The sequence below is a fragment of the Buchnera aphidicola (Thelaxes suberi) genome (genome assembly GCF_964059005.1).
GTDB classification, from domain to species: Bacteria; Pseudomonadota; Gammaproteobacteria; order Enterobacterales; family Enterobacteriaceae; genus Buchnera_I; species Buchnera_I aphidicola_C.
The window spans coordinates 256926-281427 of the sequence record NZ_OZ060389.1 but is presented as its reverse complement, the minus strand read 5'-3'; the positions used below and the strand labels follow the sequence as shown (position 1 = coordinate 281427).

Annotated in this window: 17 protein-coding genes and 1 pseudogene; 7 read left to right on the top strand and 11 right to left on the bottom strand. The window is 22.9% G+C overall.

The genetic code is table 11. From position 1 onward, the window contains the following. The first annotated feature begins 53 nt into the window (after window positions 1–53). Both rpsA and tpiA read left to right on the top strand, forming a co-directional pair. Entirely contained in the window at window positions 54–1778 is a 1725-nt protein-coding gene (gene rpsA, locus AB4W61_RS01235; protein ID WP_367678718.1) for a 30S ribosomal protein S1, read from the top strand. Between the two features lie 241 nt (window positions 1779–2019). After that, entirely contained in the window at window positions 2020–2811 is a 792-nt protein-coding gene (tpiA, locus tag AB4W61_RS01230) for a triose-phosphate isomerase (RefSeq protein ID WP_367678717.1), read from the top strand. A gap of 114 nt (window positions 2812–2925) precedes the next feature. Here the strand turns inward: tpiA and pfkA are convergent, their stop codons facing one another. The 6 genes from pfkA to phrB all read right to left on the bottom strand — a co-directional run bounded on the left by pfkA (window position 2926) and on the right by phrB (window position 11377). Next, entirely contained in the window at window positions 2926–3888 is a 963-nt protein-coding gene (gene pfkA / locus AB4W61_RS01225) for a 6-phosphofructokinase (protein WP_367678716.1), read from the bottom strand. 57 nt (window positions 3889–3945) lie between these two features. Continuing rightward, the gene (gene gpmA / locus AB4W61_RS01220) at window positions 3946–4638 is read right to left on the bottom strand and encodes a 2,3-diphosphoglycerate-dependent phosphoglycerate mutase (RefSeq protein WP_367678715.1); all 693 of its coding nucleotides are present in this window, start codon (window positions 4636–4638) and stop codon (window positions 3946–3948) included. Between the two features lie 447 nt (window positions 4639–5085). Then, complete coding sequence (sucB, locus tag AB4W61_RS01215) at window positions 5086–6300, bottom strand: dihydrolipoyllysine-residue succinyltransferase (RefSeq protein WP_367678714.1); 1215 nt, start codon at window positions 6298–6300, stop codon at window positions 5086–5088. Between the two features lie 15 nt (window positions 6301–6315). Then, complete coding sequence (locus AB4W61_RS01210; protein WP_367678713.1) at window positions 6316–9045, bottom strand: 2-oxoglutarate dehydrogenase E1 component; 2730 nt, start codon at window positions 9043–9045, stop codon at window positions 6316–6318. A gap of 131 nt (window positions 9046–9176) precedes the next feature. Then, window positions 9177–9920: a Nif3-like dinuclear metal center hexameric protein gene (locus AB4W61_RS01205; protein WP_367678712.1), complete on the bottom strand. Its 744-nt coding sequence runs from the start codon at window positions 9918–9920 to the stop codon at window positions 9177–9179. A gap of 35 nt (window positions 9921–9955) precedes the next feature. Next, window positions 9956–11377: a deoxyribodipyrimidine photo-lyase gene (gene phrB / locus AB4W61_RS01200; RefSeq protein ID WP_367678711.1), complete on the bottom strand. Its 1422-nt coding sequence runs from the start codon at window positions 11375–11377 to the stop codon at window positions 9956–9958. 157 nt (window positions 11378–11534) lie between these two features. Here phrB and fldA point away from each other — a divergent pair, with 157 nt between their 5' ends. After that, window positions 11535–12044, top strand: a complete 510-nt coding sequence (gene fldA / locus AB4W61_RS01195) for a flavodoxin FldA (protein WP_367678710.1) — start codon at window positions 11535–11537, stop codon at window positions 12042–12044. 155 nt (window positions 12045–12199) lie between these two features. Here fldA and gap read toward each other — a convergent pair whose 3' ends face one another. Then, window positions 12200–13201, bottom strand: coding sequence for a type I glyceraldehyde-3-phosphate dehydrogenase (gene gap / locus AB4W61_RS01190; protein WP_367678709.1), 1002 nt, complete (start codon window positions 13199–13201; stop codon window positions 12200–12202). A gap of 799 nt (window positions 13202–14000) precedes the next feature. On the opposite strand from gap, the gene mfd reads away from it, so the two are divergent. Both mfd and AB4W61_RS01180 read left to right on the top strand, forming a co-directional pair. Beyond that, window positions 14001–16103, top strand: a complete 2103-nt coding sequence (gene mfd, locus AB4W61_RS01185; RefSeq protein ID WP_367678708.1) for a transcription-repair coupling factor — start codon at window positions 14001–14003, stop codon at window positions 16101–16103. Window positions 16104–16174: 71 nt separating this feature from the next. Further along, on the top strand, window positions 16175–17167 hold the full coding sequence (locus tag AB4W61_RS01180; protein ID WP_367679149.1) for a beta-propeller fold lactonase family protein: 993 nt from the start codon (window positions 16175–16177) through the stop codon (window positions 17165–17167). 13 nt (window positions 17168–17180) lie between these two features. Here the strand turns inward: AB4W61_RS01180 and bioA are convergent, their stop codons facing one another. After that, window positions 17181–18479 (bottom strand): adenosylmethionine--8-amino-7-oxononanoate transaminase, encoded by a 1299-nt coding sequence (gene bioA / locus AB4W61_RS01175; protein WP_367679148.1) that lies wholly within the window; start codon window positions 18477–18479, stop codon window positions 17181–17183. Window positions 18480–18553: 74 nt separating this feature from the next. Here bioA and bioB point away from each other — a divergent pair. Together bioB and bioD are read left to right on the top strand one after the other, a co-directional pair. After that, window positions 18554–19480: pseudogene (gene bioB, locus AB4W61_RS01170) on the top strand (biotin synthase BioB); the annotation flags it as partial. 255 nt (window positions 19481–19735) lie between these two features. Further along, window positions 19736–20425 carry a dethiobiotin synthase gene (gene bioD / locus AB4W61_RS01165; RefSeq protein ID WP_367679147.1) on the top strand — a complete coding sequence of 230 codons (690 nt, stop codon included), beginning with the start codon at window positions 19736–19738 and terminating at the stop codon, window positions 20423–20425. Between the two features lie 109 nt (window positions 20426–20534). Here bioD and glyA read toward each other — a convergent pair whose 3' ends face one another. The 3 genes from glyA to rlmN all read right to left on the bottom strand — a co-directional run bounded on the left by glyA (window position 20535) and on the right by rlmN (window position 24445). Further along, window positions 20535–21788, bottom strand: coding sequence for a serine hydroxymethyltransferase (gene glyA, locus AB4W61_RS01160; protein WP_367679146.1), 1254 nt, complete (start codon window positions 21786–21788; stop codon window positions 20535–20537). Between the two features lie 144 nt (window positions 21789–21932). After that, the gene (gene hisS / locus AB4W61_RS01155; protein WP_367679145.1) at window positions 21933–23207 is read right to left on the bottom strand and encodes a histidine--tRNA ligase; all 1275 of its coding nucleotides are present in this window, start codon (window positions 23205–23207) and stop codon (window positions 21933–21935) included. Between the two features lie 176 nt (window positions 23208–23383). Continuing rightward, window positions 23384–24445 carry a 23S rRNA (adenine(2503)-C(2))-methyltransferase RlmN gene (gene rlmN / locus AB4W61_RS01150; RefSeq protein WP_367679144.1) on the bottom strand — a complete coding sequence of 354 codons (1062 nt, stop codon included), beginning with the start codon at window positions 24443–24445 and terminating at the stop codon, window positions 23384–23386. Window positions 24446–24502 lie beyond the last annotated feature (57 nt).

The window sequence follows — 24502 nt, the reverse complement described above, 5'->3', positions numbered from 1 at the left end:
AGAAAGCTTAAACAAAAAAATATTTATAATAAAAATTTTTGAAGATTATCAATATGAAAGAATCTTTTTCTAGTTTATTTCAAGAGTCGTTAAAAAATATTAAAACCAAACCAGGTTCGATTATAAACGGAACAATCATATCTATCGAAAAAGATAATGTTTTAATAGATGCGGGGTTAAAATCTGAATCCAATATACCCATTGAACAGTTTAAAAATGCACAAGGTCAATTAGAAATTAAATTAGGAGATGTAGTTGAAGTAGCATTAGATGCTATAGAAGATGGATTTGGCGAAACTTTACTTTCGAGAGAAAAAGCAAAAAGACATGAATCATGGATTATTTTAGAAAAAGCATATAAAGATATTGCAACTATTAAAGGAATAATTAATGGAAAAGTAAAGGGTGGATTTACAGTAGAATTAAATAATATTCGTGCTTTTTTGCCAGGATCATTAGTAGATGTACGACCAATTCGAGATTCAATGCATTTAGAGGGTCAAGAATTAGAATTTAAAGTAATTAAATTAGATCAAAAAAGAAATAATGTTGTTGTTTCTAGAAGAGCTGTTATAGAGTCTGAAAACAGTGCAGAACGAAATCAACTTTTAGATAGTTTAAAAGAAGGTGTAAATCTATCAGGTATTGTAAAAAATTTAACAGACTATGGAGCATTTGTAGATTTAGGAGGAATTGATGGATTATTACATATAACAGACATGGCGTGGAAAAGAGTTAAACATCCAAGTGAAATTGTAAGTATAGGAGATGAAATTAAAGTAAAAATATTAAAATTTGATAAAGATAAAACAAGAGTTTCTTTAGGATTAAAACAATTAGGGGAAGATCCATGGATCGCTATTGCTCATAGATATCCAGAAGGAAGTAAAATTCATGGTAGAATTACTAATTTAACAGATTATGGTTGTTTTGTAGAAATTGAAGAAGGTATTGAAGGTTTAGTACATGTTTCTGAAATGGATTGGACTAATAAAAATATTCATCCTACAAAAATAGTTAATATTAATGATCAAATTGAAGTTATGATTTTAAATATTGATGAAGAAAGGAGAAGAATATCATTAGGTATTAAGCAATGCACTAATAATCCATGGAAAGAATTTGCAGAGATTAATAAAAAAGGATCACATGTTCAAGGAAAAATTAAATCTATAACAGATTTCGGAATATTTGTTGGTCTTCCAAAAGGTATTGATGGATTAATTCATTTATCAGATATATCTTGGATTGACTCTGGAGAAAAAATTATTTCTAATTACAAAAAAGGTGAAAATATCACAGCAGTAGTATTACAAGTAGATGCAGAAAGAGAAAGAATATCGTTAGGATTAAAACAAATTGATGAAGACCCTTTAATTAAATTTTTTAAAATACAAAAACGTAATGAATTAATAACTGGAAAAATAGTTTTATTTTCTGAAAAAAATAAAAGTATTTCATTAATTTTTGAAAAAAATATTCCTGGATTACTTTTATTAGATGAAATAACGTTGTCTAACGACGATAACATTTCAGATAAATGGAAGTATATTTGTAATGAATTACATATTGAAGATACAATAAACGTATTAATCAATAATATTGATAAAAAAAATAGAATCATATATGTTTCTTACACCTTGCCGAAAAATAAAATAGAAAAATCAAATCATACGATAGACAATCAATTAAATGATGAAATAATAAAAAAAGAAAATAATGAAAATGTGGATAACATCATGACAGAAGCTTTTAAAGCTGCTAACTGTAATGAGTAAAAAATGTTATTTTTTAATATATATGCATATATAAAAATATAGAAATATAAAAAAGATATAAATAAATAACTTTAAATAATTAAATTATAAAAATAATTTCAATTAATTTTTGTATATAAAATATTCTAATATTTTAAAATACATAATTAATTATGGTATGAAACACTAAGTTACTAAAATACAGCTATATAGTAACTTAGTTACTTTTAAAATTTAATTTAATAAAAAAAAAGAAAATATTATGAAAAAAAAAACTATTATTGCTAATTGGAAATTGAACGGCAATAAAACAATGATTACTGACTTTTTATTGAATTTACACAAACATTTAACATTAGAAGAGCTTCATTTATTAAATATTGTAATTGCATTTCCAAATATTTATTTAAATTTTGCTGCAAATATTTTATCTGATTTAGGTTTAAATATTTCTCTGTGTGCTCAAGATGTAAGTTATCACTCAATTGGTTCTTTTACTGGAGAAACTTCAGTACATATGTTAAAAGAAAATCAAGTGAAATATGTTATTGTCGGCCATTCTGAACGTCGATTATATCATAATGAAACTGATTTAGTTATTTTAAAAAAATTCATAAAAATTAAAGATGCAAATTTAATTCCAATATTATGTATTGGAGAAACATTAAAAGATAAACAAAACCAAAAAACAAATACAATTTTGCAAAATCAATTAGAAAAATTAATAAAAAAATTTGGAAATACAATATTGAATAATTCAATTATTGCATATGAACCAATCTGGGCTATTGGATCAGGACAATCTGCTCAAATAGAAGAAATATGTCAAGTTCATAATTTTATTAAAAAGTATATTACTTCATTTAACGAAGTAACGAATAATAGTACAATATTAAATAATTTTGCAATACATTATGGAGGTTCAGTAAATGAAAAAAATATTGATATTTTTATGAATAAAAATAATATTGACGGAGTATTAGTAGGTAATGCATCCCTAATGAGTGGTTCATTTATTAAAATTATTAAAAAATTTGCAAAAAAACAACATTAATTTGAAACTATTAAAATAAAAATTTTTTGTTACTAACAATAGTATCTTTATGTAAATAAAATTATTTAATAATTTTTTATTAAATTAACATAGAGATACATTAAAAATTTTTTATTAAAATAAATCGTTTGCAACATTTAACCATGTATATTTAAAATTTCTCTTTAAATCGTTTAAAGCAGTTTTAATATTATAATGCACTAATTCTTCATTTTTAATTCCTATACAATCTTTTTTATAATTTTTTAATAATAATTCTATAGAATAAGAACCCATTCTAGAAGCAAGTATTCTATCAAATGCAACAGGGCTACCTCCTCGTTGTAAATGACCTAAAATAGTGGCACGTGTTTCTTTTCCTGTTTTTTTTTCAATATATTTAGCAAGTTCAGATGTATTACATGTGAATTCTGTTGCAACTATAATTGCATGTTTTTTTCCTTTTTTTATGCCTAAATTTATAGCTTCTAATAATTCTTTTTTGTTATAAGGAATTTCTGGCAAAATAACAAATTCACATCCTCCAGCAATAGAAGCTGATAAAGTTAAATCTCCACAATTTCTTCCCATTACTTCTACTATAGTAATTCTTTGGTGAGAAGAAGATGTATCTCTTAATTTATCAATAGCCTGTACAATAGTTTCTAAAGCTGTACTATATCCAATAGTATAATCTGTTCCTGCAATATCATTATCGATCGTACTTGGGATACATATACAAGGAAAATTCATTTCGGTCAAACGTAATGCTCCAGAATAAGACCCATCACCACCTATAACAATTAAAGCTTCTATATTTTTTTTTTTCATATTTTTAATTGATTGCATTCTAAATTTTTTTTCTAAAAAATTCGGAAATCTTGCTGAACCTAAAAAAGTCCCTCCTTTATTTATTACATCAGAAACACTATATCGATCTAATAATACCATTTTATTATGATATAATCCTAAATATCCATCATAAATACCGTATATGGATAATCCCTTTTTTATTCCATTTCTAACTACTCCTCGTATTGCTGCATTCATTCCAGGGGCATCTCCTCCACTGGTTAGCACACCTACTGTTTTAATCATTAGTTTATCGTTCCTTAAAAATTTATGTATTTTATTATTGTAACGAAATTATTTTTATTACAATAAATGATATTGTATCGGTTCATACGAAGAATTAAATTCATATACTATTGGAGATCCAGTATTAATTTCAATTTTTTCAATATCTTCATCATTAATGTTGGATAAATATTTTATTAATGATCTTAAAGAATTTCCATGTGCAACAATTAATATATTTTTGTTTTCTTTAATCTTAGGAAAAATTGAATCGTTCCAGCATGCAATAACCCTGTGCATTGTATCTTTTAAGTTTTCCGATGTAGGTAAAGATTCTGGATCTATACTGGAATATCGGCGATTTTTTCCTGGAAAATGTATACTATCTTTTGATAGTTGAGGAGGTTTAATAGTAAAACTACGACGCCATTGATGTAATTGTAAACTTCCATATTTTGCTTCTACTTCTTTTTTATTTAATCCTTCTAACTTACCATAATGTCTTTCATTCAATCTCCAATCATTTATAATTGGAATCCAAGAATGATCAATATTTTTTAGTATAATCCATAAGCTATGTATAGCTCTTTTCAAATATGAAGTATAACTATAATCGAATTTAAAACCATTTTGTGATAGTAAAATTCCTGCTTTTAATGCTTCTTCCTCTCCTTTAATAGATAAATCAATATCTCGCCATCCAGTAAACTGGTTACTTTGATTCCATAAACTTTCACCATGTCTAATTAATATCAGATTGCGGTTATTCATTGTACTTTTCCTTAAATAATTAATAACTAATAAAATAAAAACATATATTTAAAAAAACCATAATAGTATTATATTATAATAAATATTTATAATGAACAATACATCGATTAATAAAATAAATAAAAAAACATTTTATTTTTAATATTTTAATAAATAATTTTATTTTTGTGAAAATAAAATCTTATATAAAAAAATAATAAGAATTAAATTAACGAATGTTATTTATACTTTAATTATATTAATAAAATAATTTAATTAATTTTAAATAATGTGTAAGAAAAAAAATTTTATATATCAAAATATTATTATTATTTTTATAGATAATTATTTATCACTCTACTAATAATTTATTTCGTTTATAGATAAAATATGTTGGTATGATATATAAATTATTACCAACATATCAAATAAATTTTATTCAATTAAATTCAACAAAATAATTTAAAATTAAATATTTATTATTATTCTAGAATAATCTTCTATTATATTTTTAAACATTTTTAAAAAACTAATTGCATCTTTTCCATCTACAATTCTATGGTCGTAAGTTAATGCTGCATACATCATAGGCATTATTTTAATTTCATTGTCGATGACTACTGCTCGATTTTGTATTGCATGAATTCCTAATATTGCAGATTGGGGGGGGTTAATAATAGGAGTAGAGAATAAAGATCCAAATACACCTCCATTACTAATAGTAATATTTCCTCCTATTAAATCTTTAATTTTTAATTTACCTACATTAGCTTTATCTGCGAAATTTTTAATTTTATTTTCAATCATATACATACTTAATTTATCAGTACTTTTTAAAACTGGAGTAACTAACCCTGATGTAGTAGCAATAGCAATGCTTATATCAAAATATTTATAATAAATAATATCACTTCCATCAATAGATGCGTTTATTTCTGGAAAATTTTTTAAACATTCTGTAATAGCTTTAACATAAAAAGACATAAATCCAAGTTTTATTGAATATTTTTTTTGAAATTGAATATTATATTTTTTTCTTAATTTTATTATATGACTCATATTTATTTCTTGAAATGTTGTCAACATAACTGCATTATGTACACTTTGTAATAATCTTTCACAAATTTTTTGACGCATGGAAGACATTTTTTTTCTTTGATACATTTCATCAGATCTAAAATTATTATCTTGTTTTATTGTATTTGTTTTAATATTATTAATATTATGAATTTTTTGATGTAATTGATTTCTAATATATTTTTCTATAATTGCGCTATTAATTTTATTAAATCTGTATTCTTTATTAATTTTGTTTAAATCGAGATCATAGGTTTGTATTAATCTTCGTGCACTTGGTGTAAGATTTATATCTTGTTGGTTGTTTTTAACTATTAAATTATCATTTTTTTTTATAATTTCTTTCTTTATTTCATTAGAAATATTAATACTCATATAACCCAATATTTCATTTGAAGTTACTTGATCTCCTTCTTTTTTTAAAATTTTTAATAAAATACCATGATTAGAAGCTGGAATTTCTAAAATAACTTTATCAGTTTCTAAATCTAATAAAACCTCATTATATTTTACTGCATCTCCAACTTGTTTATACCATTTAGAAATAGTCCCATTAATCACAGATTCTGGTAAAATGGGGCAACAAATTGATAATTGATTATTCATGTAATAACCCTTTACTTAAATTATATTCATTGATTTTTTTAAAATAATCGATTGTTCTACATCGTGAACATGAAAATATCCTGTGGCAGTACTAGCTGACTCTGGTCGTCCAATATATTTAATTTTAATATTGTTTTGTGTATTTAAATTACAAATTATTTTTTTTAAAATATGATATATATAATTCCATGCGCCTTGATTTTTTGGTTCTTCTTGACACCATACTAATTCTTTTAAAAAAAAATATTTTTCAACTATTTTTTTTACTTTAGTTATAGGAAAAGGATACAATCTTTCAATTCTAATAATAGATATATTATTACAATTGTATTTTTTTTTAAAATTCAATAAATCATAAAAAATTTTTCCTGCGCAAAAAATAATACGATAAATTTTATTATAATTATCAACGTCATTATCTATGATAATATTTAAAAATTTACTATTTGATAAATCATCTATACTTGAATAAGTTAGAGGATTTCTTAACATAGATTTTGGAGTAAAAATAATACGGGGAATAATTTTTTCTCTAAATATTTGAGAATAAATTAAATGAAAAATTTGAGATGCAGTAGTTGGAATACATAATTCTATGTTATTATTAGCGCATAATTGTAAAAATCTTTCTATTCGAGCAGAAGAATGTTCTGGTCCTTGCCCTTCATATCCATGAGGTAGTAACATAATTAAATTACTATTTTCACCCCATTTTGCATTACCACTAACAATAAATTGATCAATAATATTTTGAGCACCGTTTGTAAAATCTCCAAATTGAGCTTCCCAAATATTTAATGTATGTAATTGATTTGAACTATAACCATATTCAAAACCAAGAACTGATTCTTCAGATAAAACGGAATTATAAGAAAAAAATCTACTTTTTAAATTATTAATATTTTTTAAAGGGGTATAAACTTTTCCAGTTTTTTGATCATGAATATTAATATGTCTATGAAAAAATGTACCACGATTTACGTCTTGACCTGATAATCTACAAGAAATACCTTCGTTTAATACAGCAGCATAAGCTAAATTTTCAGCTGATGACCAATCTATAAGATTGTTTTGTTTTAATAGAGATATTTTTTTTTTAAAAATATTATTTACTAAAGGGTGCATATTGATATTCATAGGAATATGATTAATAATATTAAATAGTTTTGTTAAATTTTTTAAAGATAATTTTTTTGTAATTTTATTTTCAATAAATACATTATGCTTTCTTTTTTTTAATATCGAAATATTTTGTTCATTAATAATGCTTTTTTGTATTTTTTGAAGATAATTATTTTTTTTTACATTAAAAAAATTTTTTGAAATAATATTTTCAGAAATTAATTGATTATTATATATAACACTAATAGATGGATGATTATTAATTATTTGATACATTAACGGTTGTGTAATACGAGGTTCATCAGTTTCATTATGCCCATTTCTTCGATATGAAAATAAATCTATAAAAATGTCTTTTTTAAATTGCATTCTATATTTCACTGCGAATTGTATTGCAAACATTGCTGATTCCACAGAATCAGCATTAACATGCAGAACTGGGGTATTGATCATTTTAGCAATATCAGTACAGTACTGCGTTGATCTAAGTTCGTCAATATTAGAAGTAGTGAATCCTATTTGATTATTAATAATTATATGAATTATACCACCAACACTAAAAGATTTGGTTTGAGACATATTTAAAGATTCTTGAACTACACCTTGACCAGTAATTGAAGCATCTCCATGAATAATTATTGGAATAATATTATTAGTATTCATATTTTTGTCTTTATCTAAATAAGATCTTACAGTTCCTAATAATACTGGATAAATTAGTTCTAAATGAGAAGGATTATATTTTAAAGATACGTTTAATTCATTACCGTTATCTAATTGAATAATACGTTCATAACCTAAATGATATTTTACATCTCCTCCTTTTTTATTAATACATGCCTTACCTTTAAATTCTTGTATAATAGTGGATATATTTTTTTTTAAAACATTTGCTAAAACATTTAATCTCCCTCGATGTGCCATTCCTAAAATAATTCTTTTGGAATCTATATTTTTTGAAAAACTAATAATATATTTTAAAATAGGAACTAACACTTCACATCCTTCTAAGGAAAATCGTTTTGAACCTGGAAATTGTGAGTTTAAATATTGTTCAAATGTTGCAGCATAAATAATTTCTTTTAAAAATTTTTTTTTCTCCGATTCGGTAAAAAAATCTTTTATTATAATATTTTCGAAATTATTTTGTATCCATTTAATTTCTTCATCATTGTCTAAATGACTGAATTCTATACCTATATATGAACAATATGTTTCTTTTAAAATTTTAAATACTGTATTTAAAGAGCGATATTTTTTTATATAATTAGGAATATTTTTTTCTGATTTGATATTATTATATTTAATAAAATAATCATTGCTTTCACATAAGTTAGGAATTTTATTCATATTCTTATATAAAGGATTTATTTGAGCATATTTATGACCATTTTTTCTAAAAAAATTAATCATTGCAGATAATTTAATTAAATTAATTTCCTGATTGTAATCTACATTACAGTATTCTGTATTTTTGTAGTTTAATTGATTATTATTTTTCTTATGTTCTTTTTCTATATTAAATTCTAATAATGAATCGTTATAATAACGTTCTATATATTTTAAATTATTTAAACACAACCAAGAGGATTGCATTAAATAACTAATTTTTTTATAATTCATAATTTTCTCTTCATTTAAAAATATTAAAAAAATTAATATAAATATATTTATTAAAATAATTTATTTTGATAGTTATATTTTTATTTGTAAAATAAAGACACTATTAAAAATATATTATTTCAAAAATTTTATTAGATTGGATTAAATATATTAATAAATTTAATATTAAGATTATAATTTTTTTGCAACCATAATCCTAATTCTTGTATTCCAAAGCATTCCGTTGCATGATGACCTGCAGAAAAAAAATGTATATTATTTTCGTAAGCAAAATGAAATGTTTCTTCAGATACCTCACCTGTAATAAAAGCATCTATACCGTAATCTACTGCTTGGTAAATAAAACTTTGACCTTTACCTGAACACCATGCAATTTTTTTAATTTTTTGATTAGTTTTGCTTGGAAGATACAAAGGTATTCTATTAAACTTTAAAGTAATTTGTTTAACTAAATCATTTCCATACATAGGTGTACAAAAATTTCCCCACATTACAAATGTAGTAATGTTACCGCATATTTGTATATTTAATTCATAAGCTATTCTTGCATTATTACCTAAAGTTTTATGCGCATCTAATGGAAGATGCCAGCTATATAAATTTATATCATTCAATAAAATTGTTTTCAATCTATTACGTTTTATCCCCCTAATAGTTTTATTTTCATTATCCCAAAAATATCCATGATGTACTATGATAGCATCATAATGATCTATTACTGCAATATCTAATAATTTTTGACAGGCCGTTACCCCACATAAAATTTTGTGTATTTTAGATTTTCCCTCTACTTGCAAACCATTGGGAATAGAATCCTGAAACAAATGTGTATTAAGTTTTTTATTAATAATATTTTCTAATAATAAATTATTCATGATAAAACCTTTTTGACGTTTTTTTTAAAATAAATTTAATACTTTACTTTATTGAAAAATAAGGTTATTTTTTTTTTAATCGAACTAATTTCAATTATAGGAATAGGATATTTTAATTGGTTAAAGAGATTTTGATTCCATTCATATGGATTATGTATTTTTTTTTCTGCAATATTTTTCAGTTCAGGAACATACTTTTTTATAAATATTCCTTTCGGATCAATTTTTTTTGATTGTAAAATAGGGTTGAAATGTCTTATATAGGAAACATTATCAGTTCCAACAGAAGCGCACCATTGCCATCCTCCATTATTTAATGCAAAATCACCATCTATAAGTTGAGACATAAAATATTGCTCTCCTTTTCTCCAATCAATAAATAAATTTTTTATTAAGAAATTTGCTGTTAACATTCTTAATCTATTATGCATCCAACCTGTTGTGTTTAATTGACGCATACCTGCATCAATTATAGGAAAACCAGTTTTTCCTTGTTTCCAAGCTTGGAAATATTTCATATTATTATTCCATTTTATTTTTTTTTCCCAATCTCTTAAAGCTAAACCTTTACTTAATAATGGATATCCTGCAATTAAATTTTTATAAAATTCTCTCCAAATAATTTCATTAATCCATGTAAAACAATCTGAATTAGGATTTAACCAATTAAAAAATATATTCCGAATTTTAAATAAACATTGTTTTGATGTAATAATTCCTAAAGAAAGATATGGAGATAACATGCTTGTGGATATCATAAAAGGAAAATTTCTTTCATAAGAGTAACTACTTATTTTTTTTTCACAAAAATTTTTTAATTTATTTAAAGCATACTTTTCCCCAATTTTAAAAAAAATATTTTTAAATTTATTATTTTTATATTTAAATAAATTATTATCATCTTCATTTATAAATGAATAGGGTCTAATATCAGGAGAAGGAAAACAATAAATTTCATTATATAATAATTTACTTATGATTTTTTTTTTAAAATGAAAAAAACTTTTATAGGTATTATTTTTTTTATTAACAATAGTATTAATAGGATAGATTAGATTACCATCAAAGTTTTTTACGGTTATATTTTTTTTTAAAAGTTTTTCATTTGCATAAAAATCTCTTTTTTTTTCATTAAATTCATATTCATTATTATAAAATATACATCTAGCTTTATATTTAATACTAAATTGAATTAAATGTTTAACAGAATTATAATAATCCTGTCCATTAATTATATATAAAGGAATATTTAATTTAGATAATGTTTTTTTTAAATCCATAACAGAACATAAAATAAAATCTATTTTTTTATCTGATAAATAATGGATTTTCCATTGTAATCGGGTAATAAAAAAAACACCTATAACTATAGCATTTGAATTATTGCATGCATGAAATAATGCTGCATTATCATAGGTACGTAAATCATTTCTAAACCATACTATATTGGTATGCATAATGTATTCCTTATTTCTATTTTATTTTATTTTTAATAAATAAAATTTTTATATTTTTATATATGACATATAATAGATTTTATCTATAAACGTAAATAAATTTTTAATTTTATAAAAATAAATATTAATCTAATATATTTTATATATAAGGGAAAAAATGAAAAATATAGGTATTTTTTTTGGTAGTGACACAGGTAATACTGAAAATATAGCTGCAATAATTAAAAATTATTTAAAAAAAGATAATATTATAGTTCAAGATATTGAAGATACAAAAATAGAAGATATGGAAAAATTTGATAATATTATTTTAGGCATACCAACTTGGTATTATGGAGAAGTTCAATGTGATTGGAATGATTTTATTCCGAATTTAAAAAAAATAAATTTTAAAAGAAAAAAAATTGCAATATTCGGATGTGGCGATCAAGAAGATTATTCCGAATATTTCTGCGATGCAATGTACTATATATATAATATTATAAAAAAAAATGGGGGTGATTGTATTGGACAATGGCCAACTGAGGGTTATGATTTTAAATCATCTAAATCACTAATTAATAAAAAATATTTTTTAGGTTTAGTTATAGATGAAGATCGTCAACCTGATCAAACATTAGCAAGAATAAAAAAATGGATAAAAAATATTATTCACGAATTCAATTAAAATTAATCAATACTGTTTAAATATAATGTATAATATTTAATATATTTAAGGATATTATTAAAACAGTAATTAAAAAATAATTTACTTTTTTACTGTTTTAATAATGTATTAATTTAAATTACAGGTATGATCAAACTAATCATAAAAAAATTTTTTTAGTTAAAATTTGCTACTAATCGCACTAAATCTAAAACCTTTTTAGAATATCCTGATTCATTATCATACCAAGATACAAGTTTTGTAAAATTTTTATTTAAAGATAAACCTGCTTGTGCATCAAAAATTGAAGTCAAAGTATTACCATTAAAATCGCTAGATACCACCTCTTCATCAACATAGCCAATAATATTTTTCATTTGATTTTCAGAATATTCTTTAATTAAATGACATATTTCTTTATAACTAGTAGATTTTTCATATCTTACTGTAAGATCAACAACAGAAACATTAGCAGTAGGAACTCTAAAAGCAATTCCTGTAAGTTTTCCTTGTAATTCAGGTATAACCATACCGACTGCTTTAGCTGCACCAGTTGATGAAGGAATGATATTTTGCATAGCTCCTCGACCGCCTCTCCAATCTTTTTGAGATGGACCATCAACTACTTTTTGAGTAGCTGTTGTTGCATGAACAGTAGTCATTAACCCTTCAACAATATTAAAATGCGTATGTATAATTTTAGCTAAGGGAGCTAAACAATTTGTTGTACAAGATGCATTAGAAACAATTTTTTCACCTTTATATCTATCAAAATTTACTCCTTTTACATACATAGGAGTATCGTCTTTAGAAGGTCCTGTTAATACTACTTTTTTTGCACCTGCTAATAAATGATTATTAGTTGCTTCTTTCGTTAAAAATAAACCCGTTGCTTCAACAACGACATCTACTTCTACTGATTTCCAATTAATTTTTGATATATCAGATTCTGAAAAAATACGGATTTTTTTTTCGTTAACAATCAAATAATTCTCTTCAGTTTGTATTTTTTCTTGAAATATTCCATGTGTAGAATCATATTTTAATAAATAAGCAATATAATCAATTTTTAATAAATCATTTATTGCTACTATTTCTATATCAGAATATTGTTGAGCTAATCTAAAAACCATTCTTCCAATTCTTCCAAATCCGTTAATTCCAACTCTTATTGCCATATGTTCTATCCTATATAAAAAAATTACTATGGTATTATAAAAAATATAAATTATTTTTTTTATAATAATTATTTTATCTATTTTATATCTTAATGAAAATTAATAATCAAAAAAATTTGTTATATACAAATATATAAATCATGTGATTTAACAATAAAAAAATTGTTATTTTTTATATAAAAAAATAAAAAAATTAATTTACAAAGAATATTATATTGAAATAAAATGCATTACGTATATAAAACAGCACTAATTCACATAATATTTTAAAGTATAATGTAACAATTAATTAAAATCTTATCAAATTAATTAAGATTTGTATCTACTCTATATTACTGTGATTCATAATTTTATTTTATATTAGTTTATTAACATTATATAAAGTTAATTATTTCAATATTAAAAATTATTATAATTTTATTTTTTTAATAAAAAATTTTACATATTATATATCAATCAATTTTATTGATACATTATTTTATAAAAAAAATTAATGTTGTAAACATGATTTATTTAATAATAAACATAAAAAATAATTGAATTATTATAATTTTTTTATATTACTATAAAAAAATAAATATATTTTCTAAAAAATAGAAAAAAATATATATCACTTTAATAAAATACAAATTTTTTTGTATAAAATAATTTATTTTAAATATTTGACATAAATTATAAAAAAATTATTATGATAAATAATAATATTTCAATTTATTGCATGTGAATATTAAAGTTAATTGTTTTTTATTAAATTATAAATAAAATTTGTCTATTAAAATAATTAATATATTTATATCAAATGAAAATATCCATAAATTTATTAAAAAATAATAAAAATATAAATAAAATGAATGAAAAAAATATTATAAATAACACATATGAAATAAAAAAAAACGATTTTTTAGTACACATAGAACATGGAATTGGCAAATATAAAGGATTAAAAAAAATAAATATTAATAACATTAAAAATGAATATTTAATTATAGAATATGCCAATAAAGTTAAATTATTTGTTCCAATATACTATATGCATTTAGTTCAAAAATATTCATTTAATAAACATATTACTCCAATTATTCATAATTTAGGAAACAATAATTGGAGCCAAGAATATAAAAAAATTACTGAAAAAATACATGATTCTGCAATTTTATTACTTCGTACTTATGCTAATAGAGCTGCATCTACTGGTTTTTCTTTTAAGAATAATTTAAATGAATATGATAAATTTATAAAAGATTGTCCATTTAAAACTACAAAAAATCAAGATAATGTAATTTTATCTGTTTTAAGTGACATGAAAAAAATCATACCAATGGATCGAATAATTTGTGGAGATGTAGGCGTTGGAAAAACAGAAATTGCTATTCGAGCAGCGTTTGTGTCACTTTTAAATAAAAAACAAGTAGCTATTTTAGTACCTACCACTTTGTTAGCGCAACAACATTTTCATAATTTTAAAATAAGATTCAAAAAATTTAAATATAAAATTGAATATTTATCAAGATTCAAAACAAAAGAAGAAGAAAAAAAAATATTGTTAGAAACAAAAAAAGGAATTATACATTTATTAATTGGAACGCATAAAATTTTATTAAAAAAAGTACAATGGAACAACTTAGGATTATTAATTATTGACGAAGAACATCGTTTTGGTGTTATGCATAAAGAGTATATAAAAAAAAACAATCACAATATAGATATATTAACATTAACAGCTACACCTATACCAAGAACATTAAACATGGCAATATGTGGAATACGTGATTTATCAATTATTAATACTCCTCCAGATAACCGATTACCTATAAAAACATTTGTCAAAGAATACAATTTACAATTAATTAAAAAAGTTATATCAAAAGAAATATCGCGAGGAGGTCAAGTATATTATGTTTTTAATAAAGTAAAAAAAATAAAAAAAATAGTAAAAAAACTGTCTGATCTACTCCCTAATATTAGAATATATATAGGACATGGTCAAATGAAAGCAGCAGAATTAAAAACGATTATGTGTAATTTTTATAAAAAAAAATTTGACGTATTAGTAAGTACTACTATTATTGAAACAGGAATTGATATGCCTAACGTTAATTCAATTATCATTGAGGAAGCTGATCAATTTGGATTGTCACAACTACATCAACTAAGAGGTCGTGTAGGAAGATCGAATTGTCAAGCATACGCTTGGTTATTAATTAAAAATTTAAAAAATATTAATGCAAATGCTATAAAAAGACTATCTGCTATTACTTCTATGCAAAATTTAGGATCTGGTTTTTTATTATCTCATCATGATTTAGAAATACGAGGAATTGGAGAATTATTAGGAGAAGATCAAAGTGGGCATATTAATGCTATCGGCATTAATTTATATACAAAATTGTTAAATGAAGCAATACAAATAATCAAAAACAACAATAATTTATGTATTGCAAATGCGTTGCAATTACCACCAAAAATTGAATTAAATGTAGTAGCAATTATTCCTAGTAATTATATTAAAGAAACATATATTAGAGTTTCTTTATATAATAAACTTGCTAATACAAATGAAATAGAAGAATTAGAGCAAACACAAAAAGAATTATTACTAAATTTTGGTAAACTTCCTAATTCTACACATAATTTAATACTAATCAATAAAATTAGAATTATGTCAAAAATGCTAGGAATACAAAAAATTAAATCAACAAAAAAAGGAGGTGAAATTATTATTAGTGAAAAAAATTCAATTAAATTAGAAGTACTATTTCCGATAGTAGAAAAAAATGTTACAGTATGGAAAATAAAAAACAAAAATAGTATACAATACTCCCATTTAATTAATGATAATTTAATTAGAATACGATGGCTATTAAACTTTATTAGCGAAATATTTGAATATTCATTACATTAAGAATTACTTTTTTAAAAAATTTTTTTATTTTATTAAATATCAATAAATATGTTAAAAAATTAGGAATTTTTATGTCTATATATATATATATTGCAACACCGGATAGTTATAGTATTCAAGTTTTTCAATTTAAAAAAAACAATAAACACTTGCAATTAGTACAAGAAGTTTCAATTCAAGGAGAACCTCAACCAATTTATATATTAGAAAGTAAAAAATTATTATATGTTGGCATTAGACCTAATAATCGTATTAATACTTACGCAGTACAAAACAACGGAAATTTAAAAAAATTAAGTTCAATAAAATTAAGTTATCCAATCAATCATATATCTATTGATATTAATAAAAATTTATTATTTTGTAGTTCATATCATGGTAATTTAATGTATTTAATTAAATTAGATAATACAGGTATTCCTAAAAAAATTATATTTACTATAAACAATATTTTAGGTTGTCATTTTTCTCATATAGATATACAAAATAAACTAATTTATTCTACTGCATTAAAAGAAGATAAAATTTATATTCATAAATTATGTAAATTACAAAATAATTTTGAAATAAATTTTCAAAATTATTTACAATTAAGTAATAAATCAGGACCACGACATTTAACTTTTCATCATAATAAAAAATATTTATATAGTATTAATGAACTAAATAGTACCATTGATGTATTAAAAATTAATACAAATAATAAATTAAAAATTATTCAAAATATTAGTATGATGCCTTTAGAATATGAAGGAAAACATTGGGCATCCGACATTACAATAACAAATTGTAGCAATTTCTTATATACAATAGATCGTATTGCTAATATAGTAACATTATTTAAAATTCATCCAATTTTATCTACATTAACAATGATTCATAATTATGTTACAGAATGTCAACCACGATCATTTCACATAGATAAATATGGACAACATTTATATATAGTTGGGCAAAAATCTAATTCATTATCTATTTATAAAATAGATCCAAATAATGGAGAATTAAACTTTCTAATAGATACACAAACAGGCAAAAATCCATTATGGATTACTACTATGTAAATAGTACAATATATTATTTATTTTCAAAAAAAATATCATAATCTAAAGATAAATGAATAATATGTACTAATTTTTTTATTTCTTTATGAGAAATAATAAAAGCTGGAACTAAGTAAATTAGATTTTTAAAAGGTCTAATCCACACTCCTTTTTCAACAAAAAATCGTTGAATTAATGTTAATTGAATAAAATGAGTACATTCTACTACTCCTATTGCTCCTAATACACGAACTTCTCGTACTCTTCGATGATTTTTTAAAAAAGAAAGATAATATTTTAATTGTTTTTCTATAGTAATTATTTGATTTTTCCAATTAGAATCTTGAATAATATTAATACTTTCTACAGCTACAGAACAAGATAAAGGATTACCCATAAAAGTAGGTCCATGCATAAAACAACGAGATTTTCCGTTACTAATTGTTTCTGCTATATTTCTAGTAGTTAATGTAGCTGATAAAGTTAACATACCTCCTGTTAATGCTTTTCCTATACATAAAATATCAGGTTGAATATTTGCATATTCATGAGCAAAAAATTTTCCTGTACGACAAAATCCTGTTGCGATTTCATCAATAATTAACGGAATTTGATATAAAATAGATAAATTTTTTACCTCTTTTAGATAATTTGGATGGTAAAATTTCATACCACCAACACCTTGTACTATAGGTTCTATTATTATAGCAATAATATCAGAATAATGATCACTAATTAATTTTTTAAATGAATTAACATCGTTTTTATCCCATTTTTCAAAAAAATTAATTTTAGGAGCATTAGCAAATAAATTCTTTATTAAAATGTTGTCATAATATATATTATGAAAAGAGTTATCAGGATCAGATACTGACATAGCAAAAAAAGTATCTCCATGATAACCCCCTTTAATTGTTAGAAAAAATTTCTTTTTTTTTCCTAGCGCTTGCCAATATTGTATTGCCATTTTCATGGCAACTTCAATAGATACAGAACCAGAATCAGAAAGAAAAACACATTCTAAATTAGATTTCGAAGCTATTTGTACTAATTTTCTACATAAATTTATTGCTGGTTTATGAGTAATACCTCCAAACATTACATGTGATACTTTATTTATTTGTTTCCTTAATGCTCTATTCAATCGGGGGTGATTATATCCATGTATCACCGACCACCATGATGACATACCATCAATAAGTTTTTTTTTATTACTTAAGGTTAAATAAATACCTTTAGCATATATCACTGGATAACAAGCAATTGGTTTTGAAATAGAAGAATACGGATGCCAAATATGCTGTTGATCAAAAATTAAATCTAATTTATTCATATATTTTAATTTTATTTATAGAAAATAATAATATTTATTTATATTAATTATACTAAAAAAAATGGAATAAAAAAATGAAAAATTATTGGACTTTAGAAAAAACAAATAGTTTATTTGATAAACCATTTTTAGAACTGATTTTCGAAGCTCAAAATATACATAGAAAATATTTTAATCCATTACAAATGCAAATTAGCACACTATTATCAATAAAGACAGGAGGATGTCCGGAAGATTGTAAATATTGCCCACAAAGTGCTAGATATCAAAAAAAAATGCAAAAAAATGATACTAATCTATTAGATATGCAAACAATAATAAAAGCAGCTGAGAAAGCTAAATTATCTGGCGCAGATCGATTCTGCATGGGAGCTGCATGGAAACACCCCAAAAAAAAAGATATGCCGTTTTTAATTAAAATTATTAAAAAAATAAAGCAAATGGGATTAGAAACATGTATGACTTTAGGTAGTTTAGATAAAGATCAATCTGAACAACTAGCAAAAGCTGGATTAGACTTTTATAACCATAATTTAGATACATCTCCTAATTTTTACAAAAAAATTATTACTACTAGAACATATCAAGATAGATTAAATACTTTAAATCAAGTACGAAATGCTGGAATAAAAGTTTGTTCTGGAGGTATTTTAGGTTTAGGAGAAACAGTTACAGATAGAAAAGAATTATTAATGCAATTAGCTAATCTTAATCAACATCCTGAAAGCGTTCCTATTAATATGCTAGTTAAAACTCCAGGTATGCCATTAGAAGATACAGAAGAAATAAACACTTTTGATTTTATTAAAACTATTGCAGCTGCTCGCATTATGATGCCTAAGTCATACATTCGATTATCAGCAGGAAGAAATAAATTAACAGCAGAAGCACAGGTTATGTGTTTTATGGCAGGAGTTAATTCTGTTTTTTATGGATGCAAGTTATTAACAACTAAAAATGTAGAAGAATCTGAAGATAGAGAATTATTTAAAAAAGTTGGAATAATTACTAATCATAATATTAATAAAAATTTAATTAATAAAACTATAAATAAAAATTATCATTCACAACATTACGATGCTACACAAAACAATATTTAATTAGTTCTTAATAAATATATTAATATATTTTAAAAAATGTTATGTACTGTATAAGTAGTACACAATATACAGTACATATTTAATGTATATTAATAACAAAGTATATTACATATATAAATATTTAATTTAAAATAACTACACATGAAATAAAAATATATGAAACATAATTGGTTTATTACTGGTACTGATACAAATGTAGGAAAAACAATATTTTCTAATATTTTACTTAAAATTGGTAAAAATAAAGGATATAAAACTATTGGATATAAACCTATTTCTTCTTATGCAAGTAATAATACTATAAACCATACAGACATTGAAATTTTAAAAAAAAATAGTATGGTTTCATTTCCAAATGAGATTATTAATCCTTTTAATTTTAATGAATCAGCTCCTCCTCATTTTATTAGTAAGAGAATAAAAAAACATATTGATCCAAATATAATTTCAAAAAATTTAGATATTTTAAGAAAAAAATCTAATTGGATAGTTATTGAAGGAGCTGGTGGTTGGCATACTCCAATATCTGATACTATATTGTATTCTGATTGGGTATATGAAAAAAAAATACCGGTTATTTTAGTAATAGGAATAAAATTAGGATGTATTAATCATGCTATTTTAACTAGCGAAGCGATAATAAATAAAAAATTAATTCTTTTTGGTTGGATATCTAATAATATTAATACAATAACAAGATACAATAAAGAATACTTATTTTATTTAAAAAAAAACATTAAAGCTCCATTTTTAGGTCATATACCTTTTTTAAATAAAAAAAATTCATTTCAATATAATGAAGTATTAAGTATTTTTGATAAATCAATTTTTTATCAAATACAATAATTTTTTTATGTATTTTCTGATTGTTATTTATATACACACAATAAATATTGCTATGTTATAATTAATTTAATAACATAGCGTATAAATTATATTTATTAATAGTTTTTAATTAAATATATACAGGATATTTTTTACATAATTGTAATACTTTATTTTTTATATCTAAAATACATTGTTTATTATTAATATTATGTAATAATTCTATTATCCATTCTGTAACAATAGAAGCTTCTATTTCTTTAAAACCTCTTCTGGTAATAGCAGGAGTACCGATTCGAATACCTGAAGTAATAAAAGGATTTTGTTTATCATGCGGAATACTATTTTTATTTACTGTAATATTAGCTAATTGTAATATATTTTCAGCTTCTTTACCGGTAATTTTATTTTTTTCTAGATTAATAACAAATAAATGATTATGAGTTCCATTTGATACAAGTGTAAAATTATTTTTTAAAAATAATTGGGACATTATTTTTGCATTTAATAATATTTGTTTTTGATATGAATAAAATTCTGAACTCATAGCTTCTTTAAAAGCTACAGCTTTGGCTGCAATTACATGCATTAATGGTCCCCCTTGAGATCCTGGAAAAACAGAAGAATTAATTTTTTTGTACAATTCATCATTGTTTTCATTAGATAAAATTATTCCTCCTCTCGGACCTGATAAAGTTTTATGTGTTGTAGTAGTTGCAACATGGGCGTAAGGAAAGGGGTTAGGATATAATTTTGCAGCAATCATTCCAGCTACATGAGAAATATCTGCAAACAAATATGCATTAATACTATCAGCAATATCACGCATTAATTCCCAATTACACAAACCAGAATAAGCAGAAAATCCTGCAATAATCATTTTTGGTTTTTTTTCATGTGCTATTTTTTCAATTTGTTTATAATCAATTTCACCTTTTTCATTTAATCCATAAAAAAATGATTTATATATTTTACCGGAAAAATTAACTGTAGAACCATGGGTCAAATGACCTCCATGGGATAAATTCATGCCTAAAATAGTGTCTCCTGGATTTAATAAAGCATTATATACTGCAAAGTTAGCTTGTGATCCCGAATGTGGTTGTACATTTGCATAATCAACATTAAATAATTTTTTTGCTCGACTAATAGCTATTTTTTCTATGATATCAATGTATTGACATCCTCCATAATATCTTTTTTCAGGATATCCTTCAGCATATTTATTAGTTAATATAGAACCTTGTAATTGTAAAACTAAATTACTTGCATAATTTTCTGATGCTATTAGTTCTATATGCTCTTCTTGTCTGATTGATTCTAAATTTAGTGCATTCCAAATATCTATATCGTAATTTCGTAAAGATTGATAATTTAAAATCAATGTTATACCCCTTAAATAGTATAAAAAATGAATTAAATGAATTATTAATACCTAGTTATAGATTTTAAATCAAAAATATATTTTTTAATAAACATTAATTAAATATTTTTTCATCTAAAAAGATTTATAAAACAAATTAATTTATTACAAAACAGTCTTAAGGTAACTTGTTAATTGTTCAATTGAAATTAATATTTGAGTATGACTAATTAAATTCTTAATAATTATTGCATTTTGTTCAAATTCTTTTTTTCCAATAATTAACATGAATTTTGTTAAACATTTGTTTGCGTTTTGTATTTTTTTAGTAAGTTTATTCTCTTTAAAATCTATTTTAACCTTTAATTTTGTAAATTCATTACGAATAATCTCAGCTATTTTAAAAGAATAAGCAATATATTTTTGATCTAAAAAAACAATAATAATATCTAAATTATCATTAGTATTAACAAAAATTTTAGATTGTTTAATCAAAAGATATAGTCTATCTAATCCTACAGCACAACCTAGAGCGGGAACATGACTTCCCCCTAATTGTTCTACTAAATTGTCATATCGCCCTCCTGCGCAAATTGCATTTTGTGATTGTTCTTTATGTATTTTCCATTCAAATACCATATTATTATAATAATCTAACCCTCTAATTAAATTTTTATTAACAATAAAAGGTATATTCATTAAATTTAATAATGAACATAGTTCCTGAAATTGAATTTTTGTATCATCATAAAGATAATCAAATAATTTAGGAGCATAATGGATAATTGATTGTATTAATGGTTTTTTACTATCTAATAATCTTAATGGATTATTAGATAGTGTTTTTTTCATTTCTTCATCAAATTTAGATTCGTATTTTTTAAAAAAATTTATTAATACTTTTTTAAAATTTTCTCTTTCTATACAAGATCCAATAGAATTAATTTCTAAATATATCAAGTTTTGAATTCCTAATTTTTTCCACCATTTATATGCAATAATTAGCAATTCTAATTCTATTGCAATACCTTTTAAACCAAATATTTCTATTCCTAATTGATAAAATTGACGATATCTTCCTTTTTGAGGTCTTTCACATCGAAACATTGGACCCAGATACCATATTTTATGCTCCAAAAAACGACTAAATAGATTATTTTGAAGAGCTGATCTAACACATCCTGCTGTACCTTCTGGTCTTAATGTTATTGACTTATTACCTTTATTATAAAAAGTATACATTTCTTTTTCTAAAATATCTGTTCCTATACCTATAGTTTTATAAAATAAATCAGTATATTCTATAATAGGTAACTTTATTTCTTTAATGGAATGTGTTTTTAAAACAGAAATGAGACAATCTTCTATTTTTCTAAATATTTCAGTTTCATCAGGTAAATAATCTCGCATACCTCGAATTGACTGTAATTTTGTATCCACTCTGTATCCTTATAATTATTTTTAAATTATTTATTCATAATATTTATTTGTTTTTTTATCAAAAATTATTTTTTTAATTATATTAAACGATACGCATCATTATAAGTACAATCTTATTAATAAAAATGATTACTTATATTATTTTTATTAATAAGATTAATAAATAATTTATCTATTTATTTTTTTGTATATATTAATCCAGATAGTTGTCCACACGCAGCTTGAATATCTTGACCTCTATTTTTTCTTATTGTAGAAAAAAAATTTTTTTTTAATAAAAAATTATGAAATGATTGTATTCGTATATTAGAACTACATGACAAAGATGAACCATGAAAATCGTTCCATGGAATTAAATTAATTTTACTTTTTATATTTGATAAAATATTAGTTAATTGATTAGCATGTTGTAGTGAATCATTTATGTTATGTAGTAATACATATTCAATAGTAATACCATTACGATTAGCTTTAGATTTCTTCATATAATTTTGAGCTGCTAAAAGTACCATTTGAATGTTGTATTTATTATTTATAGGCATAATCTGGCTTCTAATCATGTCGTTAGGAGCGTGTAATGAAATTGCTAAATTAACATCTACTTCATTAATTAATTGATTGATTGCTGGCACAATCCCAGAAGTTGACAAAGTAATCTTTTTTTTTGAAAAACCAAAACCTAAGGGGTGTAGCATTATTTTAATAGATTTAACAACATTGTTAAAATTTAATAAAGGCTCCCCCATACCCATCAATACAATATTAGTAATAGGATGATAATTATTTTTTTTAATAATTTTTCTTGCTTGCCAAATTTGACCTATAATTTCTGAAACTTTTAAATTACGGTTAAAACCTTGTTTTCCTGTTAAACAAAAAACGCATTTTAAATTACACCCTGCTTGTGTTGATATACATAGAGTTGCTCTACTTTTTTCTGGTATATAAATAGTTTCTACTAATTGGTTATCAACTAAAACACTCCACTTTATTGAACCATCTAAAGATATCTGTTCTTTTACAAACTTAGGTGGTATAATCGAGACAATTTTACTTAAATTATAACGTAATTTTTTTTTTATATTATTCATGTCTAGCAAATTAATGCAATTATGATGATATATCCATTTCATAATCTGATCTGCTCGAAATGATTTTTCTTGAATAGATATAAAAAACTTTCTCATATTAATAACATCAAAATTAAATAAATTAATTTTTTTATCAATGATATTCATGTATTTTACTTCCATTTTTAAAATGTATAAAATATTTTTATTTTATTATACAAATAT

Bases quoted from the DNA above. Each gene is read 5' to 3' on its own strand.
- rpsA (WP_367678718.1), top strand. From the start codon at position 54: ATGAAAGAATCTTTTTCTAGTTTATTTCAAGAGTCGTTAAAAAATATT.
- tpiA (WP_367678717.1), top strand. From the start codon at position 2,020: ATGAAAAAAAAAACTATTATTGCTAATTGGAAATTGAACGGCAATAAA.
- pfkA (WP_367678716.1), bottom strand. From the start codon at position 3,888: ATGATTAAAACAGTAGGTGTGCTAACCAGTGGAGGAGATGCCCCTGGA.
- gpmA (WP_367678715.1), bottom strand. From the start codon at position 4,638: ATGAATAACCGCAATCTGATATTAATTAGACATGGTGAAAGTTTATGG.
- sucB (WP_367678714.1), bottom strand. From the start codon at position 6,300: ATGAATAATCAATTATCAATTTGTTGCCCCATTTTACCAGAATCTGTG.
- AB4W61_RS01210 (WP_367678713.1), bottom strand. From the start codon at position 9,045: ATGAATTATAAAAAAATTAGTTATTTAATGCAATCCTCTTGGTTGTGT.
- AB4W61_RS01205 (WP_367678712.1), bottom strand. From the start codon at position 9,920: ATGAATAATTTATTATTAGAAAATATTATTAATAAAAAACTTAATACA.
- phrB (WP_367678711.1), bottom strand. From the start codon at position 11,377: ATGCATACCAATATAGTATGGTTTAGAAATGATTTACGTACCTATGAT.
- fldA (WP_367678710.1), top strand. From the start codon at position 11,535: ATGAAAAATATAGGTATTTTTTTTGGTAGTGACACAGGTAATACTGAA.
- gap (WP_367678709.1), bottom strand. From the start codon at position 13,201: ATGGCAATAAGAGTTGGAATTAACGGATTTGGAAGAATTGGAAGAATG.
- mfd (WP_367678708.1), top strand. From the start codon at position 14,001: ATGAAAATATCCATAAATTTATTAAAAAATAATAAAAATATAAATAAA.
- AB4W61_RS01180 (WP_367679149.1), top strand. From the start codon at position 16,175: ATGTCTATATATATATATATTGCAACACCGGATAGTTATAGTATTCAA.
- bioA (WP_367679148.1), bottom strand. From the start codon at position 18,479: ATGAATAAATTAGATTTAATTTTTGATCAACAGCATATTTGGCATCCG.
- bioD (WP_367679147.1), top strand. From the start codon at position 19,736: ATGAAACATAATTGGTTTATTACTGGTACTGATACAAATGTAGGAAAA.
- rlmN (WP_367679144.1), bottom strand. From the start codon at position 24,445: ATGAATATCATTGATAAAAAAATTAATTTATTTAATTTTGATGTTATT.